The organism is Stenotrophomonas aracearum (assembly GCF_031834615.1).
GTDB classification, from domain to species: Bacteria; Pseudomonadota; Gammaproteobacteria; order Xanthomonadales; family Xanthomonadaceae; genus Stenotrophomonas; species Stenotrophomonas aracearum.
Genome location: NZ_CP115543.1, coordinates 1,021,789 through 1,045,219, shown reverse-complemented (window position 1 = coordinate 1,045,219; position 23,431 = coordinate 1,021,789). Strand labels below are relative to the sequence as shown.

Here is a 23,431-nt window from a genome sequence, read left to right as displayed (position 1 = left end):
TCGATGCCCCTGCTCATCCTGGCCACGCTCTGCAGCGTGGCGCGCACCGCCGGCGCTGCACCGCTTGAAGCCACCCGCACGACGTTCACCGACGTCACCGCGACCCACGTACCCACCGACGCAGCGCTGCACGCGCTGGACGGTGCGATGCTGGATGCGGACGGTGACGGCGACCTGGACGTGGCAGTCGCAGTGGAGAATGGCGCGAACCGGCTGTATCTCAACGACGGCACCGGCAAGCTCCGCCATTCGCCCGACGTGTTCGGCTCGATTACCGGCGACCATGAACATGTGCGCGTCGCGGATTTTGATCGCGACGGCCACGCCGATGTGCTGTTCATCGCCGAGGACACCGAACAGCACCAGCTGTACTTCGGTGACGGCAAGGGTGGCTTCAGACGCGTGAGCGAGCGCCTGCCCGCTACCAGCCAGGCCAACGGCGTGGCGGTCGGCGACGTGAATGGCGATGGCCTTCCCGATATCGTCATCGGCAACACCACCGAAGGGAAAACCGGCGTCGCACAGCCATTCCTGTGGTTGAACGACCCGGCACGTCCTGGCCATTTCATCGATGCCACTCGCACGCACCTGCCGCGCATCGACGTGCAGGCGCAGGGAATCGTGCTGGCCGATCTGGACGGCGACGGCGACCTGGACATGGCCATCGCCAGCCAGGATCCGGTCAACCGCCTGCTGCTGAACGACGGCAAGGGCCGTTTCAGCGACGCCACCGACCGGCTTGGCCGGCAGATTCCGACCGAGACCCGCGAAGTCCACGCGCTGGATGCCAACGGCGACGGACGGCTGGACCTGGTGTTCTTCAACCTGACCAGCAACAACCGCGACTGGGACAAAGACCCACAGACCCGGCTGTTGATCAACCAGGGCAACGCCCGCTTCAAGGATGAAACCGCCGCGCGCCTACCGAAGCACCGGTTCTCCAGCTGGGGCGGCACCGTCGTCGATTTCAACCAGGACGGTCACCCCGATCTGGTGGTGAGCGCCATCGAGGTGCCGGGCTTCAAGCCGCTGCAGGTCCGCGCCTGGCAGAACGACGGAAAGGGAAATTTTGCCGATGTCACGTCGGCCGTGATTCCTTCGGAGACCGTAGGCCGCAGCTGGAGCATGGCACGCGGAGACCTGGACGGCGACGGCAAACCGGACCTGTTCATCGGTGGATGGCAGTCGCAGGCGCGGCTGTTGTTGAGCGGTGAGTGAGACCGCGTCAGCCGGTTAGACCAGCACCATCATCGCCACCGCCAGCACCACCACCGTGGTGACCACGAACGAGGCCAGTACCAACCCGAACGCCTTCGCCCAGCTCGCCGTGTTCAACGCGCGATAAGCTGCCGCGCGCGCCCAAAGATACCAGAGGATGCCTACCGCCTGGACTGCCACGCCCGGCCCCACCCACGCGTCGCCCGGCCAGCGCAGCAATAGCTCGCCCAGCGCCAGTGCCAGCACGAACGGGCAGGCCAGGAAGGCCTGGATGGAGAACGGCTCACGCAGGGTTTCGCGGGTCACCGGGATCTTCTGCTGTCTCAAGGTTCCCAGCGCGGCGCCCAGCGCGTAAACACAGAAAATCGCTGAGCGGGTCAGCATGATGCCTTCCTCGCTGCCGAACAGGATGCGCCCTACCGGCGACTGCAGCGTGGGCACCGCCGCGCGCGAGGCCAGCTCCATCGCGTGGGCCAGGGCAACCGTCAGGATCAGCATCAGCACGGGACTGATGGTGGCCTGGAAACGCGCTTCGAGCGGCTTGCGCAGCTCTTCCTGCGTGTAGAGCGCCATCCGCGCAGGGCGGACGATGATCCGCAGGAACGTGCGCGGATAGAACACCAGCCAGCCGACCAGTTCGTACAGGAACTCTTCAAGGGAGCGCAGCAGGCGGATCAGGTCCATGGCGCGAATCTCCCAACTCGTACGGGCCCTGTCAACCCGCTGCGTCTGTGCCTCCGATCAGCCAGGCCAATACCTCCTCGTGCAGCGCTTCGCCTTCCTGCTCCGTGGCAGTCCCGCAAAGGCTGTGGCGCATCAGCGACAACGGCTCAGCGCCTGGGACGACCCGTCAAGGTGAGTCCGGCCTTTGTCATGGCCGCTTTGCTCCGTGCTGGATCCCGAAGAATCCGGAAAATCGCCGCCCGGACCACAGGCGTGTCCTCCGTGATCGTGCGTCGCTGCGTAATGTCCAGCCCTGCGGCCGTCATCGCCGCTTTGCTTCTGGTTGGGTCGTTGAGCAGTTCGGCCGCAGCCGCTGCTACAAGCTCCGCGATTCTATTGCTTGCCATCGTAGGTCTCCTGAACCTGCTTGATCATCGCTATGGGGGACGGATCGCGAAATACGATTATCGTCAAAAGTACCAGCAATGAAGAAAACAACAACGCGGCCACACACCCAGCGGCGATGTTGGCGATGAACGTCGGCCAGAACTTCTTGCTGGACCGGATCGTCGAAATGACAACCCTATCGATAACTTCTTTTCGATAGCCTTTCTCAATCGACTCAGTCAGAGCGTCGCTGTACTCGTTCAGGACCACTTCTGCCGCGCCCTGCACGCGACGCAACGCGGACTCAGGTTGATGCTGGTACCAGCGTCTTACCTGGTCACCTGTTGGCAGTGCGCCAGATGTGGACTCCATGTGTCGCATCCATTCGATTTTCTGCTCTTCCAGTAGTGCAAACGCTATGAGACCGCGCAACCAGTTTCCTTCTGTCTGCTGGACCAGCTTCCTATAGGTGTCTTCCGGTCCTGAAATGCTGCACATGGAACTCTCACATCGTCGTTGCCAGATCTCGAGAGACACACTGCAGCATGCAAGGAATAAGGGGAAATCGTTTCTTTCTTCGATTTCAGAAGGTTTGATTGGCCCCACCTAATGGCTTGTCGCAGTTGGCCTCCGACTTCAACGGAGGACGTCTCCCGCGTCCACCAACTGCACATCGTGCATCTGGTTGAGATAGGCCTCGTAATAGCCCTTGTGCGAGGCGCCGACAATGGCCAGCAGGCGCTTGCCGGGCGCCTGGCCCAGCACATCGCGGATGTTGGCCACCATGCGCAGGTTGCGGGTTTCCCAGTAGCCCACGTAGCCGCGTCCGAATTGTTGCGGAGACGGTTCCATCAGCGCAGCGCCGAAGTCGCTGTGGAAGGCCTGCAGCGCAGCTTCCGGGGCGTTGTAGTTGCGGTACAGGGCCAGCATGGCGCCGGGCTTTCCAAGGTTGGCCTCGAGCACCGCGTCTGCCTCGGCACGCGCCTTGGTGTAGGGGTTGTCCCACGCCTTCATGATCGCCTCGCCCGAGGCCTTCTCGAGCGCCTTGGGCGTGGGTGAGTCGGCGGTGTGATCGTCTACCGCCCAGACCCGCTCCAGCCCCAGTCGCGCTGCCAGCGTTGCGGCGACCAGGACGGATTCGTCACGCCCCTGCAGGCGCTTGTCCAGGTACGCCACGAGTTCCGGAGTCAAACCATCGGCTGGAGTCCGTTCGCCCGTGGGCAGGCGCAACCACTGCACCACTGCGGAGTTGCGCTCCCCCGCCGCCAGCCATACCGCGGCCAGCCGTCGCCGATCCGCCGCGCTCGGCGAAGTCGGCCACGATGCCAGCAGCCGCTCGGCCTCAGCGTTCGCCGCCGGGACGTCCAGCCCCGTAGCCGCCTGCGCCGGACCCGTGTCCACGCAGTAGCTCGTGACGCTTTCGGCATAGCGAGCGGGATTTCGGCGCATGAAGTCGCACTGCAGGCCAGAGACGGCCTCAACTCCAATCACTTCAGGCTTCCAGGCTTCCAGCCGCGACAACAGCGGCTCCAATTGATCGGGCGCGAACGACTTGGGCAGCGCGGACAGATGGGGCGAGCCCAATACAAGCACCTGGTTGGGACGACCCACCGGCGGGTCCTTCAACTGGTCTGGATGGAAGCTGGGTGTGTATGCCGGCGTTGCGGCCAGCGCGATGGTGCTGCAAAGCCCAAGAACCAACACACTGCCGATGCGTCCGAACACGGTGCCTCCCTTCGAAAGTCAGTGCCTTGTCTGAGCTGAATACTGTACTGCGTGGCGCCTGCACAGAACTCCCGTTGGTCATTGCAACCTTCTGCGCGCTTCCTGCATCACGCACCGCCCAGACGCAAAAAAGCCCCCGTTTCCGGAGGCTTTCTTGTTTGAATCGTGGTGGGCGGTGCAGGTTTCGAACCTGCGACCCTCGCCGTGTGAAGGCGATGCTCTACCGCTGAGCTAACCGCCCAATGCTGCTGAGCTGCTCATTATAGGGCAGCATTTTTTCACGTCAACGGGTTTCGGTGAATTTCTTCACATCGTGTGCGTGGGCTTGTCCGAGTTCAGGGTGCCGGCCAGCGCGGTCTCGATCTTGTTGCGCACGTTCTCCCCTTCCTGGCCGTCGGCCAGCTGCACGCCGATGCCCGCCGCGCGGTTGCCCTGCGCGCCTGCGGGGGTCACCCAGACCACCTTGCCGGCCACCGGCAGGCGCTCGCTGGAGTCCGGCAGGGTCAGCAGCAGGAACACCTCGTCGCCCAGGAAGTAACGCTTGGGCGTGGGCACGAAGATGCCGCCGTTCTTCACGAACGGCATGTAGGCGCTGTACAGCGCCGCTTTGTCCTTGACGGCCAGCGACAGGATGCCCTGGCGGGCGTTGGTGGCGCTCATGCTCTATTCCCCTTTGCGTGCCGCTCGTTGACCTTGTTCCAGGCCAACAACAATTCCACCACCGCCAGGTCGGCGCGCACGGTGGTGCGCAACAGATCGCGGGTACGGTTGGCGGCGTCGAACCAGGCGCCCAGCTTGTGCAATCGTTCCGGATCGGTCAAGCCACCGCCGGTGGCCTGGGCCAATGCGAGATCGGCAGCATGGCGCAGCCGCAGCGCCGCATGGTCGTCGGCGGTCCAGCGCTGGGCCAGCTCTACCGCGCCGGAGCGCCCGGCCACCAGCGCTTCCAGGTCGCTGGCGACCTGCCGGCGCAGGGCCAGCCCGTCATTGCGCAACCAGTCATCGGCCAGCCCGGGGTGGCCACGGGCGGCGTCCAGCGCTTCGCGGGCGCTGGCCTCACTGTGGCCCTGGGCCTGCAGCCAGGCCAGGCTTTCCTCGCGCGGCGGCAGCTTGAACTCCAGGCGCTGGCAACGGCTGCGCACGGTGGCTGGCAGGCGCGCCGGGTCGCTGCTGATCAGCCACAGGTAGCGGCCGGGCTGCGGCTCTTCCAGGGTCTTGAGCAGGGCGTTGCAGGCGGCGCGGTTGATCGCGTCGGCCGGGTCCACCACCACCACCTGGGCGATGCCGTACTGCGGGGTGAGCGCGAGCTTCTGCGAGATCTCGCGCACCTGTTCGATCACGATCTCGGTGCGCAGCTTGTCGCCGGACTTGTTCGGGATGAACGAGACCAGCTGCAGGTCCGGGTGGGTGCCGGCGGCGATCAGCTGGGCGCTGCGCTGGGCCGCGGCCGGCTCGCCACGGGTCAGCACGTGGGTGGCCATGCGCAGCGCCACCTCGCGCTTGCCCAGCCCGGCAGGGCCGCAGATCAGCAGGCCGTGGCCGAGCCGGCCGGCGTCGAGCGCGGCGATGGTCTGGTCATAGGCGCGCTGCTGCCAGGGGGAGAACTCAGCCATTGCCACCCTCCTTGCCGAGGAACTTATTGATGGCCGTCACGACCTGGGCGGCCACGCCGGCCTGGTCCTGGCTGGCATCGATGAGCCGGAAGCGGTTGGGATCGGCCGCTGCACGCTGGCGGAACACGGCGCGCACGCGCTGGAAGAAATCGTCCTGCTCGCGCTCGATCCGGTCCGGGCCTTCTTCGCGGCCGCTGGCGCGGGCGCGGCCCACCGCGACGTCCACGTCCAGCAGCAGGGTCAGGCCGGGCAGCAGGCCCACGGCGCGGCGCTCCAGCTCGGCAATCCACGCCGGGTCGAGCCCGCGTCCGCCGCCCTGGTAGGCGTAGCTGGAATCGGTGAAGCGGTCGGTGAGCACGAAATGGCCCTCGTCCAGGGCCGGCTGGATCACGCTGCGCACGTGCTGGGCGCGGCCGGCGAAGACCAGCAGCAGTTCGGCTTCGGCGCTGAGTGTCTCGCCGGCGATCTCGGCGTCGGGGGTGAGCACCATTGAGCGCAGGCGCTCGGCCACCGGCGTACCTCCGGGTTCGCGCGTCACCAGGACGTTGTGACCGTGTGCGGCCAGCGCATCCACGATGGCGTTCAGCGCGGTGGTCTTACCCGCCCCTTCCCCGCCTTCGAGGCTGATGAAGTGCGGGTGGCGATGCAGTGCGGTGCTCATTGCGGTGCGGCCTGCTGCTGGGCGCGCTGCTGGCGCAGCTGCTGCAGGTAGCGCGCCACCGCCGCGTTGTGGTCGGTGTAGCTGGACGAGAACACATGCGCGCCGCTGCCGTCGCCCACCGCTACGAAGTACAGCGCGTCGCCGGCGGCCGGGCGTGCGGCGGCCTGCAGGGCGTCGCGGCCGGGCATGGCGATCGGGGTCGGGGTAAGGCCGGTGCGGGTATAGGTGTTGTACGGCGTGTCGGTGGTGAGGTCGCGCTTGCGGATGTTGCCGTCGTAGCTGCTGCCGATGCCGTAGATGACGGTGGGGTCGGTCTGCAGGCGCATGCCCATCTTCAAGCGGCGGGCGAACACGCCGGCGATCTGCGGACGCTCGCTGGGCAGCGCGGTTTCCTTTTCGATGATCGAGGCCAGGATCAGCAGTTCGTGCGGGGAATTCAACGGCAGGTCGTCGGCGCGGCTTTCCCAGGCGGCAGCCAGTTCCTTTTCCATCGCGGCGTGGGCGCGCTTGAGCACGTCCACGTCCTTGTCGCCGCGCTGGTAGACGTAGGTTTCCGGCAGGAAGCGACCTTCCGGATGCTGGCCGGGGAAGCCAAGCGCCTTCATCAGCGCGGCATCGTCGAGGTCATCGGTGGTGTGGATCAGCGGCTCGGCGCGCTTGAGCGCGGCGCGCAGCTGGCGGATGTTCCAGCCTTCGACGATGGTGACGCGGTGCTGCAGGGTGCGGCCCTGGCGCATGCGGGTGAGCAGTTCGCGCGGGGTGAGCTTCGCATCGAGGGCGTACTCGCCCACCTTGAGCTTGCCGGCGGCGTCGAGCTGGCGTGCGAGCAGCTGCCACTGGGTGTCGTTGCCTTCATCCACGCCGGCCTCGCGCAGCTTGCGCACGACCGTGGCGAGGCCATCGCCCGGGGCGATGACGACGCTGGTCTGCGCCGGGGTGATCGGGGCGTCGGCGAAACCACGTTGGGAATGCCAGAACCATGCGCCGGCGGCGGCCAGGAGCGCTGCGCCCAGCAGCAGTATCGCCAGGACGGTTAGACAACCTCGTTTTACGCCAGCCATGCATACCTCGTGTGGGTGGTGCGGCCACGCAGGGCGTGGCTGTATCGGGTGAATCATTTTCGCGCGGGACACGCATGGCGTGTCTCTACGCGGCCGACCACGGTGCCGTCTTACAGCATACCCCGGGTCAGTCCGGGCGGCCGAGCGCGCGCATCAGGCCGCGGGCCTTGGCGCGGGTTTCGTCCAGCTCTTTGACCGGGTCCGAATCGACCACGATGCCGGCGCCGGTGCGGAACGCAGCGGTGCTGCCGGCCACCTCGGCGGTGCGGATCAGGATGTTCAGGTCCAGGTCGCCGTCGCGGTTCAGCCAGCCGAACGCGCCGGTGTAGGCGCCGCGTGCGGTCTGTTCCAGCTCGGCGATGATCTGCATGCAGCGCACCTTGGGGCAGCCGGTGATGGTGCCGCCCGGGAACGTCGCTGCAATCACCTGGCCCGGGGTCACGCCCGCGCGCAGGCGGCCGCGCACGTTGCTCACGATGTGGTGCACATGGGCGTAGCTTTCCACGCTCATCAGTTCGTCCACTTCCACGCTGCCGGCGGTGCAGATGCGGCCCAGGTCGTTGCGTTCCAGGTCGATCAGCATCACGTGTTCGGCGCGCTCCTTGGGATGGCCGACCAGTTCGCGGATGCGTTCGGCATCATCGTCGCCTTCAAACCGCGGGCGGGTGCCGGCGATCGGGCGCGTCTGCACGTCGTCGCCGTGCACGCTCACCAGCCGCTCCGGCGAGGAGCTGACCACGGCCCTGCCCTGCGCGATGAACAGGCCGGCGAACGGCGCAGGATTGGCCACGCGCAACTGGGCGTACAGGGCGTGCGGCGAAAGGTCGGCATCGAATTTGGCCAGCCAGCGGCGTGAGAGGTTGACCTGGAACACGTCGCCGGCACGCAGGTAGTCGATGACCCGCGCCACGCCATCGGTGAACCGCGCGGGTGCGTCTTCGTCCATCTGCACGGGGGGCTGCCACGCGGGCAGCGGGGCCTGCATGGCGGCGGCGTCGAGGTCGGCCTGCAGGACGTCCAGCAGTGCCTCGCAGCCGGTTTCGCACACGGCGTGATACTCGCCGAGCACGCGGTCGTGCAGCACCGCAGCAGGACAGCGCAGTGCGAGTGCGGAAGGCAGGCCGTCGGCGCGCGCGTGCAGCGCCAGTACGGTTTCAATCTGGCCGGCCAGTTCGTAGTCGAGCATCAGCGCCCAGCCCCCACGGAACGGCAGACCGGTCTCCTCGCGCGGCAGGCGCGCGGCCTGCCAGTGCCGGTCCAGCACCTCCAGGAAGGTACCGGCGTGGGCGTTGCCATGGTGGTCGCGCACCACGCCGTCGGCCTGCAGCGCCAGCGAGGGGCCGCTGGCCATCAGCAGCAGGTCCCAGCGGCCCTGCGCGCTGTTGCTGGCGGTGGACTCCATCAGCAGCGGGTAGCGCTGCGGGGCCACGCGCTGCAACGCGGGAAGGTCGGTGGTGGCGGGCAGTGGACGGGTCTGGAACATGGCGAGGGATTCGGCAGGTTGAAGTGCGGGGCCCGGCCCCAGATGCACCGAGGCCGCCCATGAAGGCGGCCCGGGTGGTGAAGCAGGTTACGCGGCCATGCTCAGACGCGCTTGAACACCAGCGTGCCGTTGGTGCCGCCGAAGCCAAAACCGTTGGACATCACCACGTCGACCTTGGCCTCGCGTGCGGTGTTGGGCACGTAGTCCAGGTCGCAGCCTTCGCCCGCCTCATGCAGGTTGATGGTCGGCGGAATGATGTTGTCGCGCAGCGCCAGCACCGAGAAGATCGCCTCCACGCCGCCGGCCGCGCCGAGCAGGTGGCCGGTCATCGACTTGGTGGAGCTGACCATCATCTTGTAGGCGTGGTCGCCGAAGGCGGTCTTCATCGCCATCGTCTCGCCCAGGTCGCCCAGCGGGGTGGAGGTGCCGTGTGCGTTGAGGTAACCGACCTGCTCCGGGCTCACGCCCGCGTCCTTCAGGGCCATGGTCATGCAGCGCGCGGCGCCTTCGCCGTTCTCGCTCGGCGCGGTCATGTGGTACGCGTCGGAGCTGGCGCCGAAACCGGCGAGCTCGCAGTAGATCTTCGCGCCGCGCGCCTTGGCGTGTTCGTACTCTTCCAGGATCAGGATGCCGGCACCGTCGCCGAGCACGAAGCCGTCGCGGTCCTTGTCCCACGGGCGCGATGCTTCGGCCGGGGCATCGTTGCGGGTGCTCATGGCCTTCATCGCGCAGAAGCCGCCCAGTGCGGTCGGCGAGGAACCGCGCTCGGCGCCGCCCACCACCATCACGTCCGCGTCGCCGTACTGGATCATGCGCATCGCGGTGCCGATGGAATGGTTCGAGGTGGCACAGGCCGACACCGCCGAGAACGACGGACCCTTCAGGCCGGTGATGATGCTGAGCTGGCCCGGCAGCATGTTGATGATGGTCTTGGGCACGTAGAAGGGCGAGATCTTCTTGCCCTCGTGGAACTCGATGGTCTGCTCTTCGATGCCGAGCAGGCCGCCGATGCCGGCGCCGACGATGGCGCCAACGCGCTCGGCGTTGCCGTCGGTGATCTCCAGGCCCGAATCGTTCAAGGCCATGAAGGCGGCACCGAGGCCGTAATGGATGAACGGGTCCATCTTCTTGGCATCCTTGCCGCTGACCCGGAATTTGCCGAACTGTTCGTTGTCGGCGGTGATGTCGAAGTCCCTGACCTCACCTGCAATCTTGGTGGTGAAACGGTCCAGGTAGGACTGCGAAACGTTGGTCAGCGGACCGATGCCGGAACGGCCTTCGGTGATGCCCTTCCAACTGGTGGCCATATCATTGCCCAACGGCGAGACCATGCCCATGCCGGTAACGACGACGCGACGCTTCATTGCAGATTCTCCTGAACAAAAACACAGGGCCGCAAGCGCGGCCCCATGGGATAACTGCACGCGGTGGCGGTAAGCACCACGACCGCGCGCAAGCCGCCCGACATCACGCCTTGACGTGCGCCTTGACGTAGTCGATCGCAGCCTGGACGGTGCTGATCTTTTCGGCTTCTTCGTCCGGGATCTCGCACTCGAATTCTTCTTCCAGCGCCATCACCAGTTCAACGGTGTCCAGGGAGTCGGCGCCCAGGTCATCGACGAACGATGCATTCTGGGTGACTTCTTCTTCCTTGACGCCAAGCTGTTCGACGACGATTTTCTTGACGCGTTCTTCGATGGTGCTCATTGGATATCGCTCCAGATGGAGTAGTGGTTCAAAAGTGACGCCATCATTGTGGCGATGGCCGTTGGATAGTGTAGTGGAAACCGCAGGCGCCTTGCATTTCTGCAAAATTCCATTTGGATCAACCACTTGCGGCGCAGTCCCTGCACCACATGCTTACGGCATGTACATGCCGCCGTTCACATGGAGGGTTTCGCCGGTGATGTAGCTGGCCGAGGGACCGGCCAGGAACGCCACCGCGTTGGCGATGTCTGCCGGTTCGCCGAGGCGTTCCAGCGCGATCGACTTGACCAGGCCGGTGCGCTGCTCTTCGGGCAGGGCCTTGGTCATGTCGGTGTCGATGAAGCCCGGGGCCACCACGTTGACGGTGATCCCGCGCGAGCCGATTTCCTTGGCCAGCGACTTGGAGAAGGCAATGATGCCCGCCTTGGCCGCGGCGTAGTTGGCCTGGCCGGCATTGCCGGTCACGCCGATCACCGAGGCGATATTGATGATGCGGCCCTTGCGCGCCTTCATCATGCCGCGGATGACCGCCTTGGAGGTGCGGTAGACGCTGGTCAGGTTGGTGTCGAGGATGGCCTGCCAGTCCTCGTCCTTCATGCGCAGCAGCAGGTTGTCGCGGGTGATGCCGGCATTGTTGACCAGGATGGTGATCGCACCGAATTCCTTGGCGATGCCGTCCAGAACGGCGTCCAGCGCGGCCGGGTCGGTCACGTTCAGCGCGCGGCCGTGGCCGCCCACCGCCGCCAGGCGCTCGCCGATGGCAGCCGCGCCGGCGTCGGTGGTGGCGGTGCCGATGACGGTCGCGCCCTGCGCGGCCAGTGCGTCGGCGATCGCCGCACCGATGCCACGGCTGGCGCCGGTGACCAGTGCGATTTCACCCTGAAGGGGCTTGCTCATGCTCAATATCCTCGAACGAAATGCTTCAGGCAGCCCACGTTTCGCGGGCGGTCTCGAAGTCGGCGGGCGTGGACAGGGTGCGCGCATCCAGGCTCTTGTCGATGCGCTTGATCAGGCCGGTCAGCACCTTGCCGGGGCCGCATTCGGCCACGCGGGTGACGCCACGGGCGGCCAGCGCTTCCACGCAGCCGGTCCACTGCACCGGCAGGTACAGCTGCTGGACCAGGGCGCTGCGGATCGCATCGATTCCGTCGTGCACGCGCGCGTCGACGTTCTGCACCACCGGCAGGGCCGGCACGCGCCAGTCCAGGCCGGCCATGGTTTCGGCCAGGCGGTTGGCGGCTTCGCGCATCAGCGGGGTGTGCGAGGGCACGCTCACGGCCAGCTTGACCGCCTTGCGCACGCCCTTTTCGGCGAGCAGGGCCAGGGCGCGGTCGACCGCCTCGGCGTCGCCACCGATCACGATCTGGCCGGGCGAGTTGTAGTTGGCCGGAACCACCACCTGGCTGCCGGACGCCTGTTCACAGACTTCCTTGACCAGCGCGTCCTCGGCGCCGAGCACGGCCGCCATGGCGCCCACGCCGGTCGGTGCGGCGTCCTGCATCAGCTGGCCGCGCAGGCGCACCAGGTGGGCGCCGTCGCGCAGGGACAGGGCCCCGGCTGCGACCAGCGCGGTGTACTCGCCCAGGCTGTGGCCGGCCAGCACCACCGGCTGTGCGCCGTGCACGGCCTGCCATGCGCGCCACACGCCGATGCTGGCGGCCAGCAGGGCCGGCTGGGTGTATTCGGTGCGGTTGAGCATCTCTTCCGGGCCGCCCTGCGAGAGCGCCCACAGGTCCACGCCGGCGCCATCAGAGGCTTCGGTGAAGGCTTCACGCACCTGCGGGTGCAGTTCAGCCAGTTCAGCCAGCATGCCCAGCGACTGCGAGCCCTGCCCGGGGAACACGAAAGCGAGATTGGAATCGGTCACGCGGAAATCCGCCTGCAAAAAACGAACGGCGAATGATAAGGGGGTTTAGCGCCCTTCGTCTGTACTGGCGCGTATTGAGGGCTCAGACAAACAGCTGCAGGATGTCCAGGTCGCCGTCGCTGAAGAAGTCGAAACAGATCGCCACCAGCATCAGCATGCCCAGCGTGGTGGCGCCGTGCACGATCAGGATGGCGTGCGCCAATGCGCGCGCCGAACGGCCCATCTTCATGCTGTAGCGGGCCAGGCGCTGCAGGCGGCCGGACACCGCATGGGCATGGGCCAGCACCGGCGCCTGTTCCCCGTCCATGGCCGCTGCCATCAGGGCCTGGAGCTGCTGTGGGCGGTCTTCGTAATACTTGGCCACGCCATATCCGAACATCAGCCAGTCACGTGCCTGGGCCTGCGCCAGGTCCATCACTTCCAGCGGGTCCTCCTCGAAATCGATGAAGCCGATCTGCTGGCCGTCCCAGGTCAGGTTGCGCGGCAGCGGCTGGCCGAAATACGCGCCCTTGGCATGGGCGGCGGCGATGGCCTGCATTGCCGCCGAGACCAGGGCGTCGCGGCCGGCCGCATCGGCCTGGCGCAGGCAGGTATTGAAGGAGCTGCCATTGTCGCCCAGCACCAGCGAGGCGCGGCCGGCACCCAGTACGGCAGGCACGTTCACACCCTGGGCCTGCAGTTCGGCCAGGCGGCGCGCCTCGGTTTCACGTGCGGCGTCCCCGCCCCGGTGCGGCGGCGGGCGCAGCGCGTCGAGCTGGAAACGATGGGCAACGAAATTGAGCAGGGCAAGCGCAACTGCGCGGCTGCCCTGGCCGTACTGCTTGAGCCAGGCACGCTGGCCGTGGATGACGATCTGCTCGACCATGATGCAACTCCGCAAAATGCAGAACGGCCCCATCGGGGCCGTTCGGAGAGGGACAACCGCTTAACGCATTAATAACGCAGCAGGGCGGAACCCCAGGTGAAGCCGCCACCGAAAGCTTCCAGCAGCAGCAGCTGGCCGCGCTGCACGCGCCCGGAGCGGACCGCCACGTCCAGCGCCATCGGCACCGAGGCCGAGGAGGTGTTGCCATGCTTGTCGACGGTGACCACCACCTGCTCCATCGACATGTCCAGCCGCTTGGCGGTGGCTTCGATGATGCGCAGGTTGGCCTGGTGCGGGATCAGCCAGTCCAGGTCGGCCTTGCCCAGGCCGTTGGCGTCGAGGGTTTCGTCGACGACCGAGTCCAGCGCCTTGACGGCGTACTTGAACACGTCGTTGCCCTTCATCAGGATCGCGCCGCGGGCTTCCTCGCCCTCGCCGAAGCCGGCCGAGACGCCGACCGGGTTCCACAGCAGTTCCTTCTTGCTGCCGTCCGAATGCAGGTGGGTGCTCAGGATGCCGGTGTCTTCGTCGGCCTTGAGCACCACCGCGCCCGCGCCATCGCCGAACAGCACGCAGGTGGTGCGGTCGTTCCAGTCGACGATACGGGTCAGGGTTTCCGCACCGATGACCAGCACATGGCGTGCATCACCGGAACGAATGAATTTGTCGGCCACGCCCAACGCGAACACGAAGCCCGAACAGGCAGCGTTGACGTCGAAGGCAGGGCAGCCACTCGCACCGAGCTTGGCCTGGATCAGGCACGCGGTGGAGGGGAAGATCAGATCGGGCGTGGTCGTACCCACCACGATCATGTCGAGCTGGGACGCGTCGACGCCGGCCGCTTCCAGCGCACGCAGCGCGGCGTGGTAGCCGAGGTCGCTGGTGGTTTCCGTATCGGCGGCGATGTGCCGCTCACGGATTCCGGTGCGCGTCTGGATCCACTCATCGCTGGTGTCGACCATTTTCTCCAGATCCTGGTTGGTCAACACTTTTTCGGGCAAATAACTACCGGTGCCCGCGATCCTCGAGTAGATCCGCTTGCTCATTGCAATTCCTGTAAAAGGTAAAGGCCGCTGCCCGACGGACAGCGGCCCTCACGAATCAATCTTCTTCGACGGCCGAGTTCGACTTGGTCGCGATCACCTTCTTGCCACGGTAGAAACCGTCGGCGGTGATGTGGTGACGCAGATGCACTTCGCCGGTGGTCGGGTCGGTGGACAGCTGCTTGGCGCTCAGGGCGTCATGCGAACGGCGCTGGCCGCGGCGGGACGGGGTAACACGGGATTTCTGCACAGCCATGGGATTGCTCCAAACTCGGTTCGATTTGCTTCGTCGTATCGTCGCGCAGGACGCCAGCGCCCAGCACACTTCGCTTTCGCCGCAGCCGCCGACGACACTCCGGCTGCAATTGTTTCTAGGGTTTCTTCAGCGCCGCCAACGCCGCGAACGGATTGGCCTTGCTCTGTTCTTCTTCGGTCGGTGCCCAGTCCCGGTTGACCGCCTCGCCCTCGGGCGACAGCGGTACCACGGGGACGGCCAGGACCAACTCGTCCTCGACCAGGTCCAGCGGACGCAGCTGGCCATCCTCCGGCACCAGCAGCGCTTCGTACTCTTCCGGCAGCGCCGACTCTTCGTCTTCGTTGCGGATCAAGCCAAGCCGCTGTTTGATCGACACCGGCAGCAGGAAGCGCTGCAGGCTGCGCTGACAGGTCAGCGGCAACGCGGTATCAATCGACAGGTCCACATAGGATACCTTGAGGATCTCGTCGTGGCCGAATTCCAGCGCATAACTGCACGTTCCTTCGGAATCGGCGACAAGGCCTTCCAGGCGGGGCAATTTTGCCAGTTCTACCTGACCGTCAAAGCACCTTCGTGCTGCGACCATCCGCCAGGCATCCAGCGTTTCGGGCACGTTCGCGGACATAAGCCGCTGAATGTTAAGGACGCCATCGGCCGTTGTCAAATGCCGTAGAGTTCGCCCACCCCTGCTGCCCCGGTATTGTCGCATGCTTCCCCTGCTGCTGGCCTCCACCTCCCGCTACCGCCGCGAACTGCTGGAACGGCTGGGCCTGCCGCTGGACACTGCCCGCCCGGAGGTGGACGAATCCCCGGCCCCCGGCGAAGCGCCGCGCGCCCTGGCGGTGCGGCTGGCACGGGCCAAGGCCGAGGCGGTGGCGGCCCGCCACCCGGGGCGCTGGGTAATCGGCTCGGACCAGGTCGCCGACCTGAATGGGAGCCCGCTGGGCAAGCCGGGCGACGTCGCCGGTGCCCATGCACAGCTGGCGGCCATGTCCGGGCAGACCGTGGCCTTCCACACCGCGATCTGCCTGGTCCGCGACCGGCAGGTGCTGGAGGCCTGCGACCTGACCGAGGTGCGGTTCCGGCCCCTGGCAACGGACGAGATCGCCCGCTACGTGGCTGCGGAACAACCGCTGGACTGCGCCGGCAGCTTCAAGTGCGAAGGCCTGGGCATCACCCTGTTCGAGGCGATCGACAATCGCGATCCCACCGCGCTGGTCGGCCTCCCGCTGATCGCGCTGTCCGGGCTGCTGCGGCAGGCCGGTTACACCCTGCCCTGACCCGGCTCAGCGCGCGGGCACGGTGAACGACTGTTCCTGCCACCGCTCCACGCTGCCGTCCCGGCCATACAGCGTCATGCCCAGCCAATGGCGGCCGGGCGCCAGCTGGCGCGTGTCCAGCGTAGCGTCGAATGCCACGTTGGGATGCTGCGGGTCGGTGGATATTTTCCAGGCCGCCCGGATGTCGTAGGCCCGCCCGTACACCGCATCGCCGACCGGCTTGCCGTCGATCAGCAGTTCCACGCGCGAGAGCCCCACCCCATCCTTGAAGGCCCAGCCACGCACCTGCAAGCTGTCGCCCACCACTTCGTCCTGCACGGGCGCATCCACCCAGGCCATCGCCGGGGTAACGCAGGGGCCTTCGACCCGCTTGGCCGGCAACTGGAACAGCAGGAAGCGCTGGTAGCCGTGATCCTGGCTGACCACGCGCGGCGGCGGCAGCGGACCGACCTGCCGGCAGATGTCGTGGTAGCGCTCCAGCAGGTCGCGGTAGCGCTGGTCGCTCGGCGAGAGCACCAGCAGCATCGGTGCGTCGCGCTCGCCATCGTGCAGCAGGCCCCACAAGCCCAGCTGCGCGGTGCGCCCGTGCTTGTCGTTGAGCGGATGGTGCAGCACTTCGATGCGCGGGTCGCGCAACTGGAAGCCCAGTTCCGCGCCGACCTTGAAATTGCCGGCCAGCAGGCGGGTACCAGCGGGCATGCCGGCCAACTCGGCGCGTACTTCGTCCGCCAGCGGTGCCCAGCCTGCGAAATTGCGCGGGTAGAACTTGTTGCCGGCCAGCGTAGCGCGCAGGTCAGGACTGGAGGCCACCAGGTAGGAACCGAAGGCCAGCGCCAGCCCGGCACCGGCCAGCCACCAGCCGGTGCGGCGCAGCCAGCGCGGCCAGCCATTGAGCACGACCGGCACCGCCACCAGCAGGGCCAGGTAACCCGGCAGCGGCCAGTGGAAACTGATGCGTTCGACGTCGGTGAAGAACCCCAGCATGAAGATTGCCAGCGTCGATACCGCCCCCACCAGGCCGAAGTACCGCCACTGGTCACGCGCACCGCCCCCCGGACGCGTGCCGGCCAGCGCCACTTTCCACATCGCGATGCACAGGATGGGGGTGACCAGCATCGGCTGGATCACCAGGAACCACAGCCCGCTCCACTGGAAGGCCCAGGGATGGCGATCCACGACCTGGAATTTGAGTCCTGCATCCTGGTTGTCCGCGTTCCACGCCACCAGCGGCAGCCACGCCATCACGCCCACCGCCAGCGCCACCCACACGCGCGGATCACGCAGCGTGCGCCGTCCCTGCGGAAGCAGCATCAGGGCAATGAAGCCGACCACGATCACGCCGATGAAGCGGTAGTGGCTGAGCGCGCCGATCACCAGCCCCAGCGACAACTTCACCGCAGCGGCGGCGTCCACGTTGCGCAACAACCGCGCGCCGGCGTCCAGGCACAACACCGCCGCCAGTGCCATCGGCACATCCGGTACCGCCAGCATGCCCAGCGTCGCCGACAGTGGCATCAGCACGGTCAGGCTGCCGGCCTGCCAGCCGGCGACCGCACCGAACCAACGCGTGGCGATGCGCGATACCAGCCACGGCAGCATCGCCCCGATCGCCAGGAACGGCAGGCGCAATGCCAGCACGTGATTGCCACCGAGCTCCACGCCCAGGCGCGCCAGCCACGCGGTCAGCCCGGGCAGGTCCGAGTAGGCCATCGCAAGGTGCTGACCTTCCTGCCAATAGAATGCTTCGTCCACGAACAAGGGCAGACGCGCAGCCACCACCAGCTTCACAGCCGTGATGAGCGTCCACAACACCAGAAAAATTGTGCGTGCGCGTTGTTCGCCCTGCATTGCTCTATAGAATCGAAAGAATCATCGACACGAGACGGACATGGAAAATTCGCCCCGCGTGCCCGCCATGCTACCCGAAGATCTGCGACAGGCTTTGCAGAATGCACAGGACCAGGTCAACGGACTGGTGCTGGGCAAGGCCCATGAAGTCCGGCTGGCGTTCGTTGCGCTGCTCTCCGGCGGCCACCTGCTGATCGAAGACCTGCCCGGCCTGGGCAAGACCACCCTCGCCCACGCACTGGCCTCCAGCCTGGGACTGGGCTTCCAGCGCGTGCAGTTCACCTCGGACCTGCTGCCCGCGGATGTGCTGGGCGTCTCGGTTTACGAGGCCACCACGCGCCAGTTCCAGTTCCACCCCGGCCCGGTCTTCACCCACGTGCTGCTGGCCGACGAAATCAACCGCGCACCGCCCCGTACGCAGAGCGCGCTGCTCGAAGCCATGGCCGAGCAGCAGGTCACCCTGGACGGCGTCACCCACCCGCTGCCCGATCCGTTCTTCGTGATCGCCACGCAGAATCCGGTGGACCTGTCGGGCACGTTCCCGCTGCCCGACTCGCAGCTGGACCGCTTCCTGCTGCGGCTGGCGCTGGGCTATCCCAATCCGGAATCCGAACGCGAACTGCTGCGCGGCACCGACCGCCGCCACCTGATCGCACAGGCCACCGCCTGCCTGGACGACAACCAGGTGCGTACATTGCGCGACGCGGTGAACCAGGTGCATGCCAGCGAAGCGCTCATCCAGTACGTGCAGTCGCTGCTGGCGCGCAGCCGCCAGCATGCCGGCGTGCGGGTCGGTCTGTCGCCACGCGCAGGCCTGGCGCTGCTGCGCGCGGCCAAGGCGCATGCCCTGCTGCTGGGCCGCGGCCACGTGGTGCCCGAAGACGTGCAGACCCTGTTCGTTGCGGTGGCCGGCCACCGACTGGTGCCCGAAGCAGAGGCCAGCAGCGGACCGGCACTGGCCCGCGCCATCCTGCAGACGGTTGCGGTGGACTGAGTGCGCAGCGGCTGGGGAGACCGCCTGAAACATGTACTGTCGGACAGCGCGCGCGCGTTCACGCGGCCGCGCCTGCCCGAAAGCCTGCCGCAGCGGCTGGGACGGCGGCGCATCTACGTGCTGCCGACCCGCTTCGGCCTGTTCGTCACCGTGCTGCTCGGCGCGATGCTGCTCGGTGCGTTGAACTACAACAACAATCCAGCCCTGCTGCTGGCCCTGCTGCTGGCTGCGGTGGCCATCGCCAGTACTTTCAGTGCGCACCTGCAGTTGTCCGGCCTGCAGATCGACGCGGTGTCGGCCGAGCCGGTGGTAGCCGGCGCCACGATGCGACTGCGCATCAACCTGTCGCGGGCCGACACCCGTGCACGCCGTGGCCTGGTGGTCTCGCTGGGTAATGCGGACGCTTACGGACACCTGGTGGATACCGACCAGATCGAAGTCGACCTGCCGCTTCCCACCGAACGACGGGGCTGGCTCGACCTGGAGCGCATCCGTCTGTCGACCACGCAGCCGCTGGGCCTGGTGCGCGCGTGGTCGTGGGTGTGGCCGGACGCGCCGCTGCTGGTCTATGCCGCGCCCGAAACGCAGGCACCGCCACTTCCCCAAGGCGATGGCGATCCCCTGCACACGCGCGTGCATGCAAGCGGCGATGAGCTGCACCAGCTGCGCCCGTACCGCGCCGGCGATGCGCCGCGCAGCATCGCCTGGAAACATTCGGCACGCCGCGACACCCTGCTGGTACGCGAGTATGAAAAGCCGGTCGGCGTGGACATCCTGCTCGACTGGCGACAGCTCGCGCCGCTGCCCGGCGAAGCGCGCATCGCGCGGCTGGCGCGCTGGGTCGACCTGGCCGAACGCGAAGGCCGCCGCTACACCCTGAAGCTGCCGGGCCAGCCCGAACTGGGTCCTGGCCAGGGCAGCAGCCACCACCACCTCTGCCAACGCGCCCTCGCGCTGATGCCCCATGGCTGACCTTCCTGCGTCCCTGCTCGCGCCTGCCACCCGGCGCTGGACCCTGGCCAGCGGGGCACTGGCCCTGCTCCCGCTGCTGCTGCAGTTGCCGCCGCTGCTGGCCGGCGTGTTCGCCGTGGTCGCGGTGATCACCGCCCTGGCCTCGGGCCCGCGCGTGCTGCCGGTACCGGTGCGGGTGCTGCTGGTCCTGGGCATGTTGGCGGCGGTGTACTGGCAGCTGGGCGCCCGCCCCGGCCGCGACACCGGCTGCGCGTTGCTGGCGGCGATGCTGGCGCTCAAGCCCAGCGAACTGCGCAGCCTGCGTGACGCGCGCAGCCTGCTCGGCTTTGCCCTGTTCGCACCGTTTGCGGCGTTCCTGCTCGACCAGGGCCCATTGACCATGGGCCTGGCCGTGCTGGCCGCGCTGGCCACCCTGCTGACCCTGCAGCGACTGGCGCGCGCCGAAGGCGGGGCACCGAACGCACCGTTGCGCGGCCAACTGCGCGGCGTCGGCCGACTGCTCGCGCTGGGCCTGCCGCTGGCGCTCGCCGCATTTTGGTTATTCCCGCGCCTCAGCGAGCCGTTGTGGGGCCTGCCCGAGCGCGCAGTGGGCAAGCCCGGCCTGTCCGACAGCATGGACCCGTCGGAGTGGCTGGACCTGATGGCCGACGATGCACCTGCCTTGCGGGTGACCTTCTTCGGCGCCGTGCCGGCCCCGGAACAGCGCTACTGGCGCGGCCCGGTAATGACCCACTTCGACGGCCGCCGCTGGGAGCGCGATCCCTACAGCGACCGCCGCCCGCCCGCGCCGGTGACCCGCGCGGCGCCGCAGTGGGAATACCAGATCGACTACGAACCCACCGATCGTCGGCAACTGGTGGCACTGGACCTGCCGCTGCACGCGCCGGCCGGCGCCATGCTCGGCGCCGACTACAGCCTGCGCAGCACCCAGAGCCTTTCATCGCTGACCCGCTGGCGCCTGCAGTCGGCGCCGGCGGCCCGCTACATCGAACCGCTTACCACCTTCCAGCGACAGGTCGCGTTGCAGCTGCCGCCCGGCTTCAATCCGCGCACGGCGGCGCTGGCCCGGCAGTGGCGCCAGGATGCGGGCGACAACGATGCCGCCATCGTGTCGCGCGCATTGGAGTGGGTGCGCTCAACGTTCGCCTACACCCTCTCCACCGAGGCGCCGGGACGGGACAGCGTGGATGAGTTCCTGTTCGACCAGCAGGCCGGCTACTGCCAGCACTTCAGTTCGTCGTTCGTGGTGCTGATGCGCAATGCCGGCATTCCGGCGCGGGTGGTGACCGGCTTCGCCGGCGGCCAGCGCAACCCGTACGGCGGGTACTTCGTGGTACGCCGGATGGACGCGCACGCCTGGGCCGAAGTGTGGCTGCCGCAACGCGGCTGGGTGCGGGTGGACCCCACCGCCGCGGTGGCGCCGGAACGCATCTACGACACCCTGGAAGACCGCCTGGGCAGCGGCGCCGGCACGACCCTCGAAGGCCGCTGGCTGCAACTGGGACAGGTCGGGGACTTCCTCCGCCGCGGCTGGAACGACCTGGTGCTGTCGTTCGACGCCAACCGCCAGCAGCAGCTGCTTCGCCCGCTGGGCGTCGACAAACTAGAGCCCGCGCAACTGATCGGCATTTTCATTGCCTTCGCAGGCGCTGCGCTAGGCTGGATGGCATGGCTGCTGGCCCGCGGGGAGCGCGAGCGCGATCCGCTGTTGCGGGCCTGGCACCGGCTGGGGCGGCGTTACGCGCGGCATGACCTGGCCAGGGAACCTGCAGAAACCGCCACGGACTGGGCGCAGCGCGTCCACCGGCAGCGCCCCGACCCGGCGCTGATTTCGCTCAGCCAGCGTTTCGTTCAGGCGCGCTACGCTGGCGCAAAGCTCGACCCTTCTCTCGTGCGTGACCTGCACAGGCATCGCCCGTCCACTGGAGCAACATCATGAACGTCAAGATCCTGCTTCCCCTTGCCGCGTCGCTGGCGCTGGCCGCCTGTGCCACGGCCCCCAAACCGCTGCAGGGACAGTTCAGCGTGGTCAGCCCGCGCGATTCGGTCGCCACCCAGCAGGTCGGTACGCCGGTGCGCTGGGGCGGCCGCATCATCGAAACCACGCCGGGCCAGGGCCAGACCTGCTTCCAGCTGCTGTCGCGCCCGCTCAACGGCAGCGGCCGCCCGAACACCTCGTCCAACGACGCCAGCGACGGCCGCTTCGTGGCCTGCCGCGCCGGCTTCTACGACCCGGCCGTGTTCGAGGAAGGCCGTGACGTGACCTTCATCGGCAAGATCGCCGGCTACGAAAACACCCGCATCGGCGACTACGACTACCGCCTGCCGAAGCTGGAAGCCGACGTGATCTACCTGTGGCCGGAACAGCGCCAGGTCGATGTAGTACCCGTCTACCCGTACGGCCCGTGGGGCCCGGGTTGGGGTCCGGGCTGGGGCTATCGCGGCTGGGGCTGGTGGTAAACGATTCAGAAAAAGCGCCGCTTTCCAGCGGCGTTTTTTTTTCAGGTCCCGAAGTGGCCCAGCTGCGCCCCTGCCAACAGATGCAGGTGGATATGGAACACCGTCTGCCCGGCATGTTCGCGACAGTTCATCACGATGCGGTAGCCGTCCTGCGCGAAACCTTCGCAGCGGGCGTATTCGGCCGCCGCCATCGCCAGCTTGCCGATCAGGTGCGCCTGCGAGGGCTGCACGTCATCGAGGGTGGGAATGGCGTCGTTCTTCGGAATGAACAGCACGTGCACCGGCGCCTGCGGCGCGATGTCCTTGAAGCCCAGCACCTCATCGTCCTCATAGACGATGGTGGCCGGAATCTCGCGGCGGATGATCTTTCCGAACAGGGTGTCCTGGCTCATGAGTTCCCTCGTCATTCGACTTCGGTACGGCTACCGAATGCATGCGACAACGTGCCGCGATCCACATACTCCAGCTCGCCGCCCAGCGGCAGGCCCTGCGCCAGCCGGCTCGGCCGCACCTTGTGGGCGCGGGCCAGCTGCGCTAGGTAGTGCGCGGTCGCCTCGCCTTCAACGGTGGCGCTGGTGGCGATGATCAGCTCCTGCACCTCGCCCTGCCCCAGTCTCGCTTCCAGCTGGTCCAACCCGAGTTCGCGCGGGCCCACTCCGTCCAGCGGGGACAACCGCCCCTGCAGGACGAAGTAGACACCGCGGAAGCCGGTGGCGGTTTCGATCGCCAGGCGGTCGGCCGGCGATTCCACCGCGCACAGCTGCTGGCGTTCGCGGCTGCCATTGGCGCATACCGCGCAGACCTCGGTTTCGCTGAAGTCGCGGCACTGCGCGCAGTGGCCAATGCGTTCAATCGCCTTGGCCAGCACCTCGGCCAGCTTCTGGCCACCGTCGCGCTCGCGTTCGAGCACGTGGTAGGCCATGCGCTGGGCGGTCTTCTGGCCGACCCCCGGCAGGACCCGGAAGGCCTCGATCAGCTGCTCGAGCAGGGGCAGGCTCACGCTTAGAACGGCAGCTTCATGCCGGGCGGCAGCTGCATGCCGGCGGTGGCCGAGCCCATGCGGTTCTTGGATTCGGCGTCGATCTTGTTGGAGGCGTCGTTGAACGCGGCCGCCACCAGGTCTTCGGTCATTTCCGCATCGGACAGGATCGACGGATCGATACGCACCTTGCGGCACTCCTTGGCGCCGGTCAGGGTCACGCTGACCATGCCGCCGCCGGCGGTGCCGGTGACTTCCAGCTTGGCGAGTTCTTCCTGGGCCTTCTGCAGGTTTTCCTGCATCTTCTGGGCCTGCTGCATCAGTTGGGCGATGTTGCCGCGCATGTCGT

At 67.2% G+C, this 23,431-nt stretch carries 26 protein-coding genes and 1 tRNA gene; 6 read left to right on the top strand and 21 right to left on the bottom strand.

Annotated elements, in window-relative coordinates; genetic code table 11:
* Nucleotides 1-3 precede the first annotated feature (3 nt).
* Nucleotides 4-1,218, top strand: coding sequence for an FG-GAP repeat domain-containing protein (locus tag PDM28_RS04895; protein ID WP_311183995.1), 1,215 nt, complete (start codon nt 4-6; stop codon nt 1,216-1,218).
* A gap of 15 nt (nt 1,219-1,233) precedes the next feature.
* Here the strand turns inward: PDM28_RS04895 and PDM28_RS04890 are convergent, their stop codons facing one another.
* From PDM28_RS04890 to PDM28_RS04810, 17 genes are all read right to left on the bottom strand, one after another.
* The gene (locus PDM28_RS04890) at nt 1,234-1,902 is read right to left on the bottom strand and encodes a hypothetical protein (RefSeq protein ID WP_311183994.1); all 669 of its coding nucleotides are present in this window, start codon (nt 1,900-1,902) and stop codon (nt 1,234-1,236) included.
* A gap of 372 nt (nt 1,903-2,274) precedes the next feature.
* Nucleotides 2,275-2,766 (bottom strand): hypothetical protein, encoded by a 492-nt coding sequence (locus PDM28_RS04885; protein WP_311183993.1) that lies wholly within the window; start codon nt 2,764-2,766, stop codon nt 2,275-2,277.
* A gap of 138 nt (nt 2,767-2,904) precedes the next feature.
* Complete coding sequence (locus PDM28_RS04880; RefSeq protein ID WP_311183992.1) at nt 2,905-3,993, bottom strand: DUF5694 domain-containing protein; 1,089 nt, start codon at nt 3,991-3,993, stop codon at nt 2,905-2,907.
* A 166-nt stretch (nt 3,994-4,159) separates the two neighbouring features.
* A tRNA-Val gene (locus PDM28_RS04875) sits at nt 4,160-4,234 on the bottom strand.
* Between the two features lie 65 nt (nt 4,235-4,299).
* Nucleotides 4,300-4,653: a PilZ domain-containing protein gene (locus PDM28_RS04870; protein WP_070208345.1), complete on the bottom strand. Its 354-nt coding sequence runs from the start codon at nt 4,651-4,653 to the stop codon at nt 4,300-4,302.
* Nucleotides 4,650-5,606 carry a DNA polymerase III subunit delta' gene (locus tag PDM28_RS04865; RefSeq protein WP_102944178.1) on the bottom strand — a complete coding sequence of 319 codons (957 nt, stop codon included), beginning with the start codon at nt 5,604-5,606 and terminating at the stop codon, nt 4,650-4,652. Before PDM28_RS04865 ends, PDM28_RS04870 begins: the two co-directional genes overlap by 4 nt.
* Nucleotides 5,599-6,267: a dTMP kinase gene (gene tmk / locus PDM28_RS04860; RefSeq protein ID WP_311183991.1), complete on the bottom strand. Its 669-nt coding sequence runs from the start codon at nt 6,265-6,267 to the stop codon at nt 5,599-5,601. Before tmk ends, PDM28_RS04865 begins: the two co-directional genes overlap by 8 nt.
* Nucleotides 6,264-7,328, bottom strand: a complete 1,065-nt coding sequence (mltG, locus tag PDM28_RS04855; RefSeq protein WP_311183990.1) for an endolytic transglycosylase MltG — start codon at nt 7,326-7,328, stop codon at nt 6,264-6,266. The genes tmk and mltG overlap by 4 nt, the downstream gene beginning before the upstream one ends.
* Nucleotides 7,329-7,455: 127 nt before the next feature.
* Nucleotides 7,456-8,811: an aminodeoxychorismate synthase component I gene (locus PDM28_RS04850; RefSeq protein ID WP_102944181.1), complete on the bottom strand. Its 1,356-nt coding sequence runs from the start codon at nt 8,809-8,811 to the stop codon at nt 7,456-7,458.
* A 101-nt stretch (nt 8,812-8,912) separates the two neighbouring features.
* Nucleotides 8,913-10,175 (bottom strand): beta-ketoacyl-ACP synthase II, encoded by a 1,263-nt coding sequence (fabF, locus tag PDM28_RS04845; protein ID WP_070207937.1) that lies wholly within the window; start codon nt 10,173-10,175, stop codon nt 8,913-8,915.
* A 103-nt stretch (nt 10,176-10,278) separates the two neighbouring features.
* The gene (gene acpP, locus PDM28_RS04840; RefSeq protein WP_311183989.1) at nt 10,279-10,518 is read right to left on the bottom strand and encodes an acyl carrier protein; all 240 of its coding nucleotides are present in this window, start codon (nt 10,516-10,518) and stop codon (nt 10,279-10,281) included.
* A gap of 153 nt (nt 10,519-10,671) precedes the next feature.
* Entirely contained in the window at nt 10,672-11,415 is a 744-nt protein-coding gene (gene fabG / locus PDM28_RS04835) for a 3-oxoacyl-ACP reductase FabG (protein WP_102944183.1), read from the bottom strand.
* Nucleotides 11,416-11,440: 25 nt separating this feature from the next.
* On the bottom strand, nt 11,441-12,385 hold the full coding sequence (fabD, locus tag PDM28_RS04830) for an ACP S-malonyltransferase (protein WP_102944271.1): 945 nt from the start codon (nt 12,383-12,385) through the stop codon (nt 11,441-11,443).
* Nucleotides 12,386-12,467: 82 nt separating this feature from the next.
* On the bottom strand, nt 12,468-13,250 hold the full coding sequence (locus PDM28_RS04825; RefSeq protein WP_102944184.1) for a BUD32 family EKC/KEOPS complex subunit: 783 nt from the start codon (nt 13,248-13,250) through the stop codon (nt 12,468-12,470).
* A gap of 68 nt (nt 13,251-13,318) precedes the next feature.
* Nucleotides 13,319-14,296: a beta-ketoacyl-ACP synthase III gene (locus PDM28_RS04820; protein WP_311183988.1), complete on the bottom strand. Its 978-nt coding sequence runs from the start codon at nt 14,294-14,296 to the stop codon at nt 13,319-13,321.
* A gap of 55 nt (nt 14,297-14,351) precedes the next feature.
* A complete protein-coding gene (gene rpmF / locus PDM28_RS04815) occupies nt 14,352-14,549 on the bottom strand; it encodes a 50S ribosomal protein L32 (RefSeq protein ID WP_070207941.1) in 198 nt (65 codons plus the stop codon).
* A gap of 115 nt (nt 14,550-14,664) precedes the next feature.
* The gene (locus PDM28_RS04810) at nt 14,665-15,174 is read right to left on the bottom strand and encodes a YceD family protein (RefSeq protein WP_311183987.1); all 510 of its coding nucleotides are present in this window, start codon (nt 15,172-15,174) and stop codon (nt 14,665-14,667) included.
* A gap of 82 nt (nt 15,175-15,256) precedes the next feature.
* On the opposite strand from PDM28_RS04810, the gene PDM28_RS04805 reads away from it, so the two are divergent.
* Complete coding sequence (locus PDM28_RS04805) at nt 15,257-15,829, top strand: Maf family protein (protein ID WP_311183986.1); 573 nt, start codon at nt 15,257-15,259, stop codon at nt 15,827-15,829.
* A 6-nt stretch (nt 15,830-15,835) separates the two neighbouring features.
* On the opposite strand, the gene PDM28_RS04800 is transcribed toward PDM28_RS04805, so the two are convergent.
* A complete protein-coding gene (locus tag PDM28_RS04800) occupies nt 15,836-17,677 on the bottom strand; it encodes a glycosyltransferase family 39 protein (RefSeq protein WP_311183985.1) in 1,842 nt (613 codons plus the stop codon).
* 40 nt (nt 17,678-17,717) lie between these two features.
* Between PDM28_RS04800 and PDM28_RS04795 the strand changes: the two genes are divergently transcribed.
* Genes PDM28_RS04795 through PDM28_RS04780 form a run of 4 tightly spaced genes read left to right on the top strand, consistent with a single transcriptional unit; the run spans nt 17,718 to nt 22,103 of the window.
* Nucleotides 17,718-18,671 (top strand): AAA family ATPase, encoded by a 954-nt coding sequence (locus tag PDM28_RS04795; RefSeq protein WP_311183984.1) that lies wholly within the window; start codon nt 17,718-17,720, stop codon nt 18,669-18,671.
* A gap of 24 nt (nt 18,672-18,695) precedes the next feature.
* Complete coding sequence (locus PDM28_RS04790; protein ID WP_102944273.1) at nt 18,696-19,643, top strand: DUF58 domain-containing protein; 948 nt, start codon at nt 18,696-18,698, stop codon at nt 19,641-19,643.
* On the top strand, nt 19,636-21,582 hold the full coding sequence (locus PDM28_RS04785) for a transglutaminase TgpA family protein (protein WP_311183983.1): 1,947 nt from the start codon (nt 19,636-19,638) through the stop codon (nt 21,580-21,582). The genes PDM28_RS04790 and PDM28_RS04785 overlap by 8 nt, the downstream gene beginning before the upstream one ends.
* Entirely contained in the window at nt 21,579-22,103 is a 525-nt protein-coding gene (locus PDM28_RS04780; protein WP_311183982.1) for a Slp family lipoprotein, read from the top strand. The genes PDM28_RS04785 and PDM28_RS04780 overlap by 4 nt, the downstream gene beginning before the upstream one ends.
* A gap of 41 nt (nt 22,104-22,144) precedes the next feature.
* Here PDM28_RS04780 and PDM28_RS04775 read toward each other — a convergent pair whose 3' ends face one another.
* Genes PDM28_RS04775 through PDM28_RS04765 form a run of 3 tightly spaced genes read right to left on the bottom strand, consistent with a single transcriptional unit; the run spans nt 22,145 to nt 23,426 of the window.
* Nucleotides 22,145-22,495, bottom strand: coding sequence for a histidine triad nucleotide-binding protein (locus tag PDM28_RS04775; RefSeq protein WP_311183981.1), 351 nt, complete (start codon nt 22,493-22,495; stop codon nt 22,145-22,147).
* 11 nt (nt 22,496-22,506) lie between these two features.
* A complete protein-coding gene (gene recR, locus PDM28_RS04770) occupies nt 22,507-23,103 on the bottom strand; it encodes a recombination mediator RecR (protein ID WP_311183980.1) in 597 nt (198 codons plus the stop codon).
* Nucleotides 23,104-23,105: 2 nt separating this feature from the next.
* Nucleotides 23,106-23,426, bottom strand: coding sequence for a YbaB/EbfC family nucleoid-associated protein (locus PDM28_RS04765; RefSeq protein WP_068849611.1), 321 nt, complete (start codon nt 23,424-23,426; stop codon nt 23,106-23,108).
* Between the last annotated feature and the right edge of the window lie 5 nt (nt 23,427-23,431).

Coding starts and splice junctions, on each gene's coding strand:
- PDM28_RS04800 (WP_311183985.1), bottom strand. CDS start 17,677: ATGCAGGGCGAACAACGCGCACGCACAATTTTTCTGGTGTTGTGGACG.
- PDM28_RS04850 (WP_102944181.1), bottom strand. CDS start 8,811: ATGTTCCAGACCCGTCCACTGCCCGCCACCACCGACCTTCCCGCGTTG.
- acpP (WP_311183989.1), bottom strand. CDS start 10,518: ATGAGCACCATCGAAGAACGCGTCAAGAAAATCGTCGTCGAACAGCTT.
- PDM28_RS04825 (WP_102944184.1), bottom strand. CDS start 13,250: ATGGTCGAGCAGATCGTCATCCACGGCCAGCGTGCCTGGCTCAAGCAG.
- PDM28_RS04810 (WP_311183987.1), bottom strand. CDS start 15,174: ATGTCCGCGAACGTGCCCGAAACGCTGGATGCCTGGCGGATGGTCGCA.
- mltG (WP_311183990.1), bottom strand. CDS start 7,328: ATGGCTGGCGTAAAACGAGGTTGTCTAACCGTCCTGGCGATACTGCTG.
- PDM28_RS04865 (WP_102944178.1), bottom strand. CDS start 5,606: ATGGCTGAGTTCTCCCCCTGGCAGCAGCGCGCCTATGACCAGACCATC.
- PDM28_RS04765 (WP_068849611.1), bottom strand. CDS start 23,426: ATGCGCGGCAACATCGCCCAACTGATGCAGCAGGCCCAGAAGATGCAG.
- rpmF (WP_070207941.1), bottom strand. CDS start 14,549: ATGGCTGTGCAGAAATCCCGTGTTACCCCGTCCCGCCGCGGCCAGCGC.
- PDM28_RS04895 (WP_311183995.1), top strand. CDS start 4: ATGCCCCTGCTCATCCTGGCCACGCTCTGCAGCGTGGCGCGCACCGCC.
- PDM28_RS04890 (WP_311183994.1), bottom strand. CDS start 1,902: ATGGACCTGATCCGCCTGCTGCGCTCCCTTGAAGAGTTCCTGTACGAA.
- PDM28_RS04775 (WP_311183981.1), bottom strand. CDS start 22,495: ATGAGCCAGGACACCCTGTTCGGAAAGATCATCCGCCGCGAGATTCCG.
- PDM28_RS04820 (WP_311183988.1), bottom strand. CDS start 14,296: ATGAGCAAGCGGATCTACTCGAGGATCGCGGGCACCGGTAGTTATTTG.
- PDM28_RS04870 (WP_070208345.1), bottom strand. CDS start 4,653: ATGAGCGCCACCAACGCCCGCCAGGGCATCCTGTCGCTGGCCGTCAAG.
- tmk (WP_311183991.1), bottom strand. CDS start 6,267: ATGAGCACCGCACTGCATCGCCACCCGCACTTCATCAGCCTCGAAGGC.
- PDM28_RS04785 (WP_311183983.1), top strand. CDS start 19,636: ATGGCTGACCTTCCTGCGTCCCTGCTCGCGCCTGCCACCCGGCGCTGG.
- PDM28_RS04805 (WP_311183986.1), top strand. CDS start 15,257: ATGCTTCCCCTGCTGCTGGCCTCCACCTCCCGCTACCGCCGCGAACTG.
- fabF (WP_070207937.1), bottom strand. CDS start 10,175: ATGAAGCGTCGCGTCGTCGTTACCGGCATGGGCATGGTCTCGCCGTTG.
- fabG (WP_102944183.1), bottom strand. CDS start 11,415: ATGAGCAAGCCCCTTCAGGGTGAAATCGCACTGGTCACCGGCGCCAGC.
- PDM28_RS04885 (WP_311183993.1), bottom strand. CDS start 2,766: ATGTGCAGCATTTCAGGACCGGAAGACACCTATAGGAAGCTGGTCCAG.
- PDM28_RS04780 (WP_311183982.1), top strand. CDS start 21,579: ATGAACGTCAAGATCCTGCTTCCCCTTGCCGCGTCGCTGGCGCTGGCC.
- PDM28_RS04795 (WP_311183984.1), top strand. CDS start 17,718: ATGGAAAATTCGCCCCGCGTGCCCGCCATGCTACCCGAAGATCTGCGA.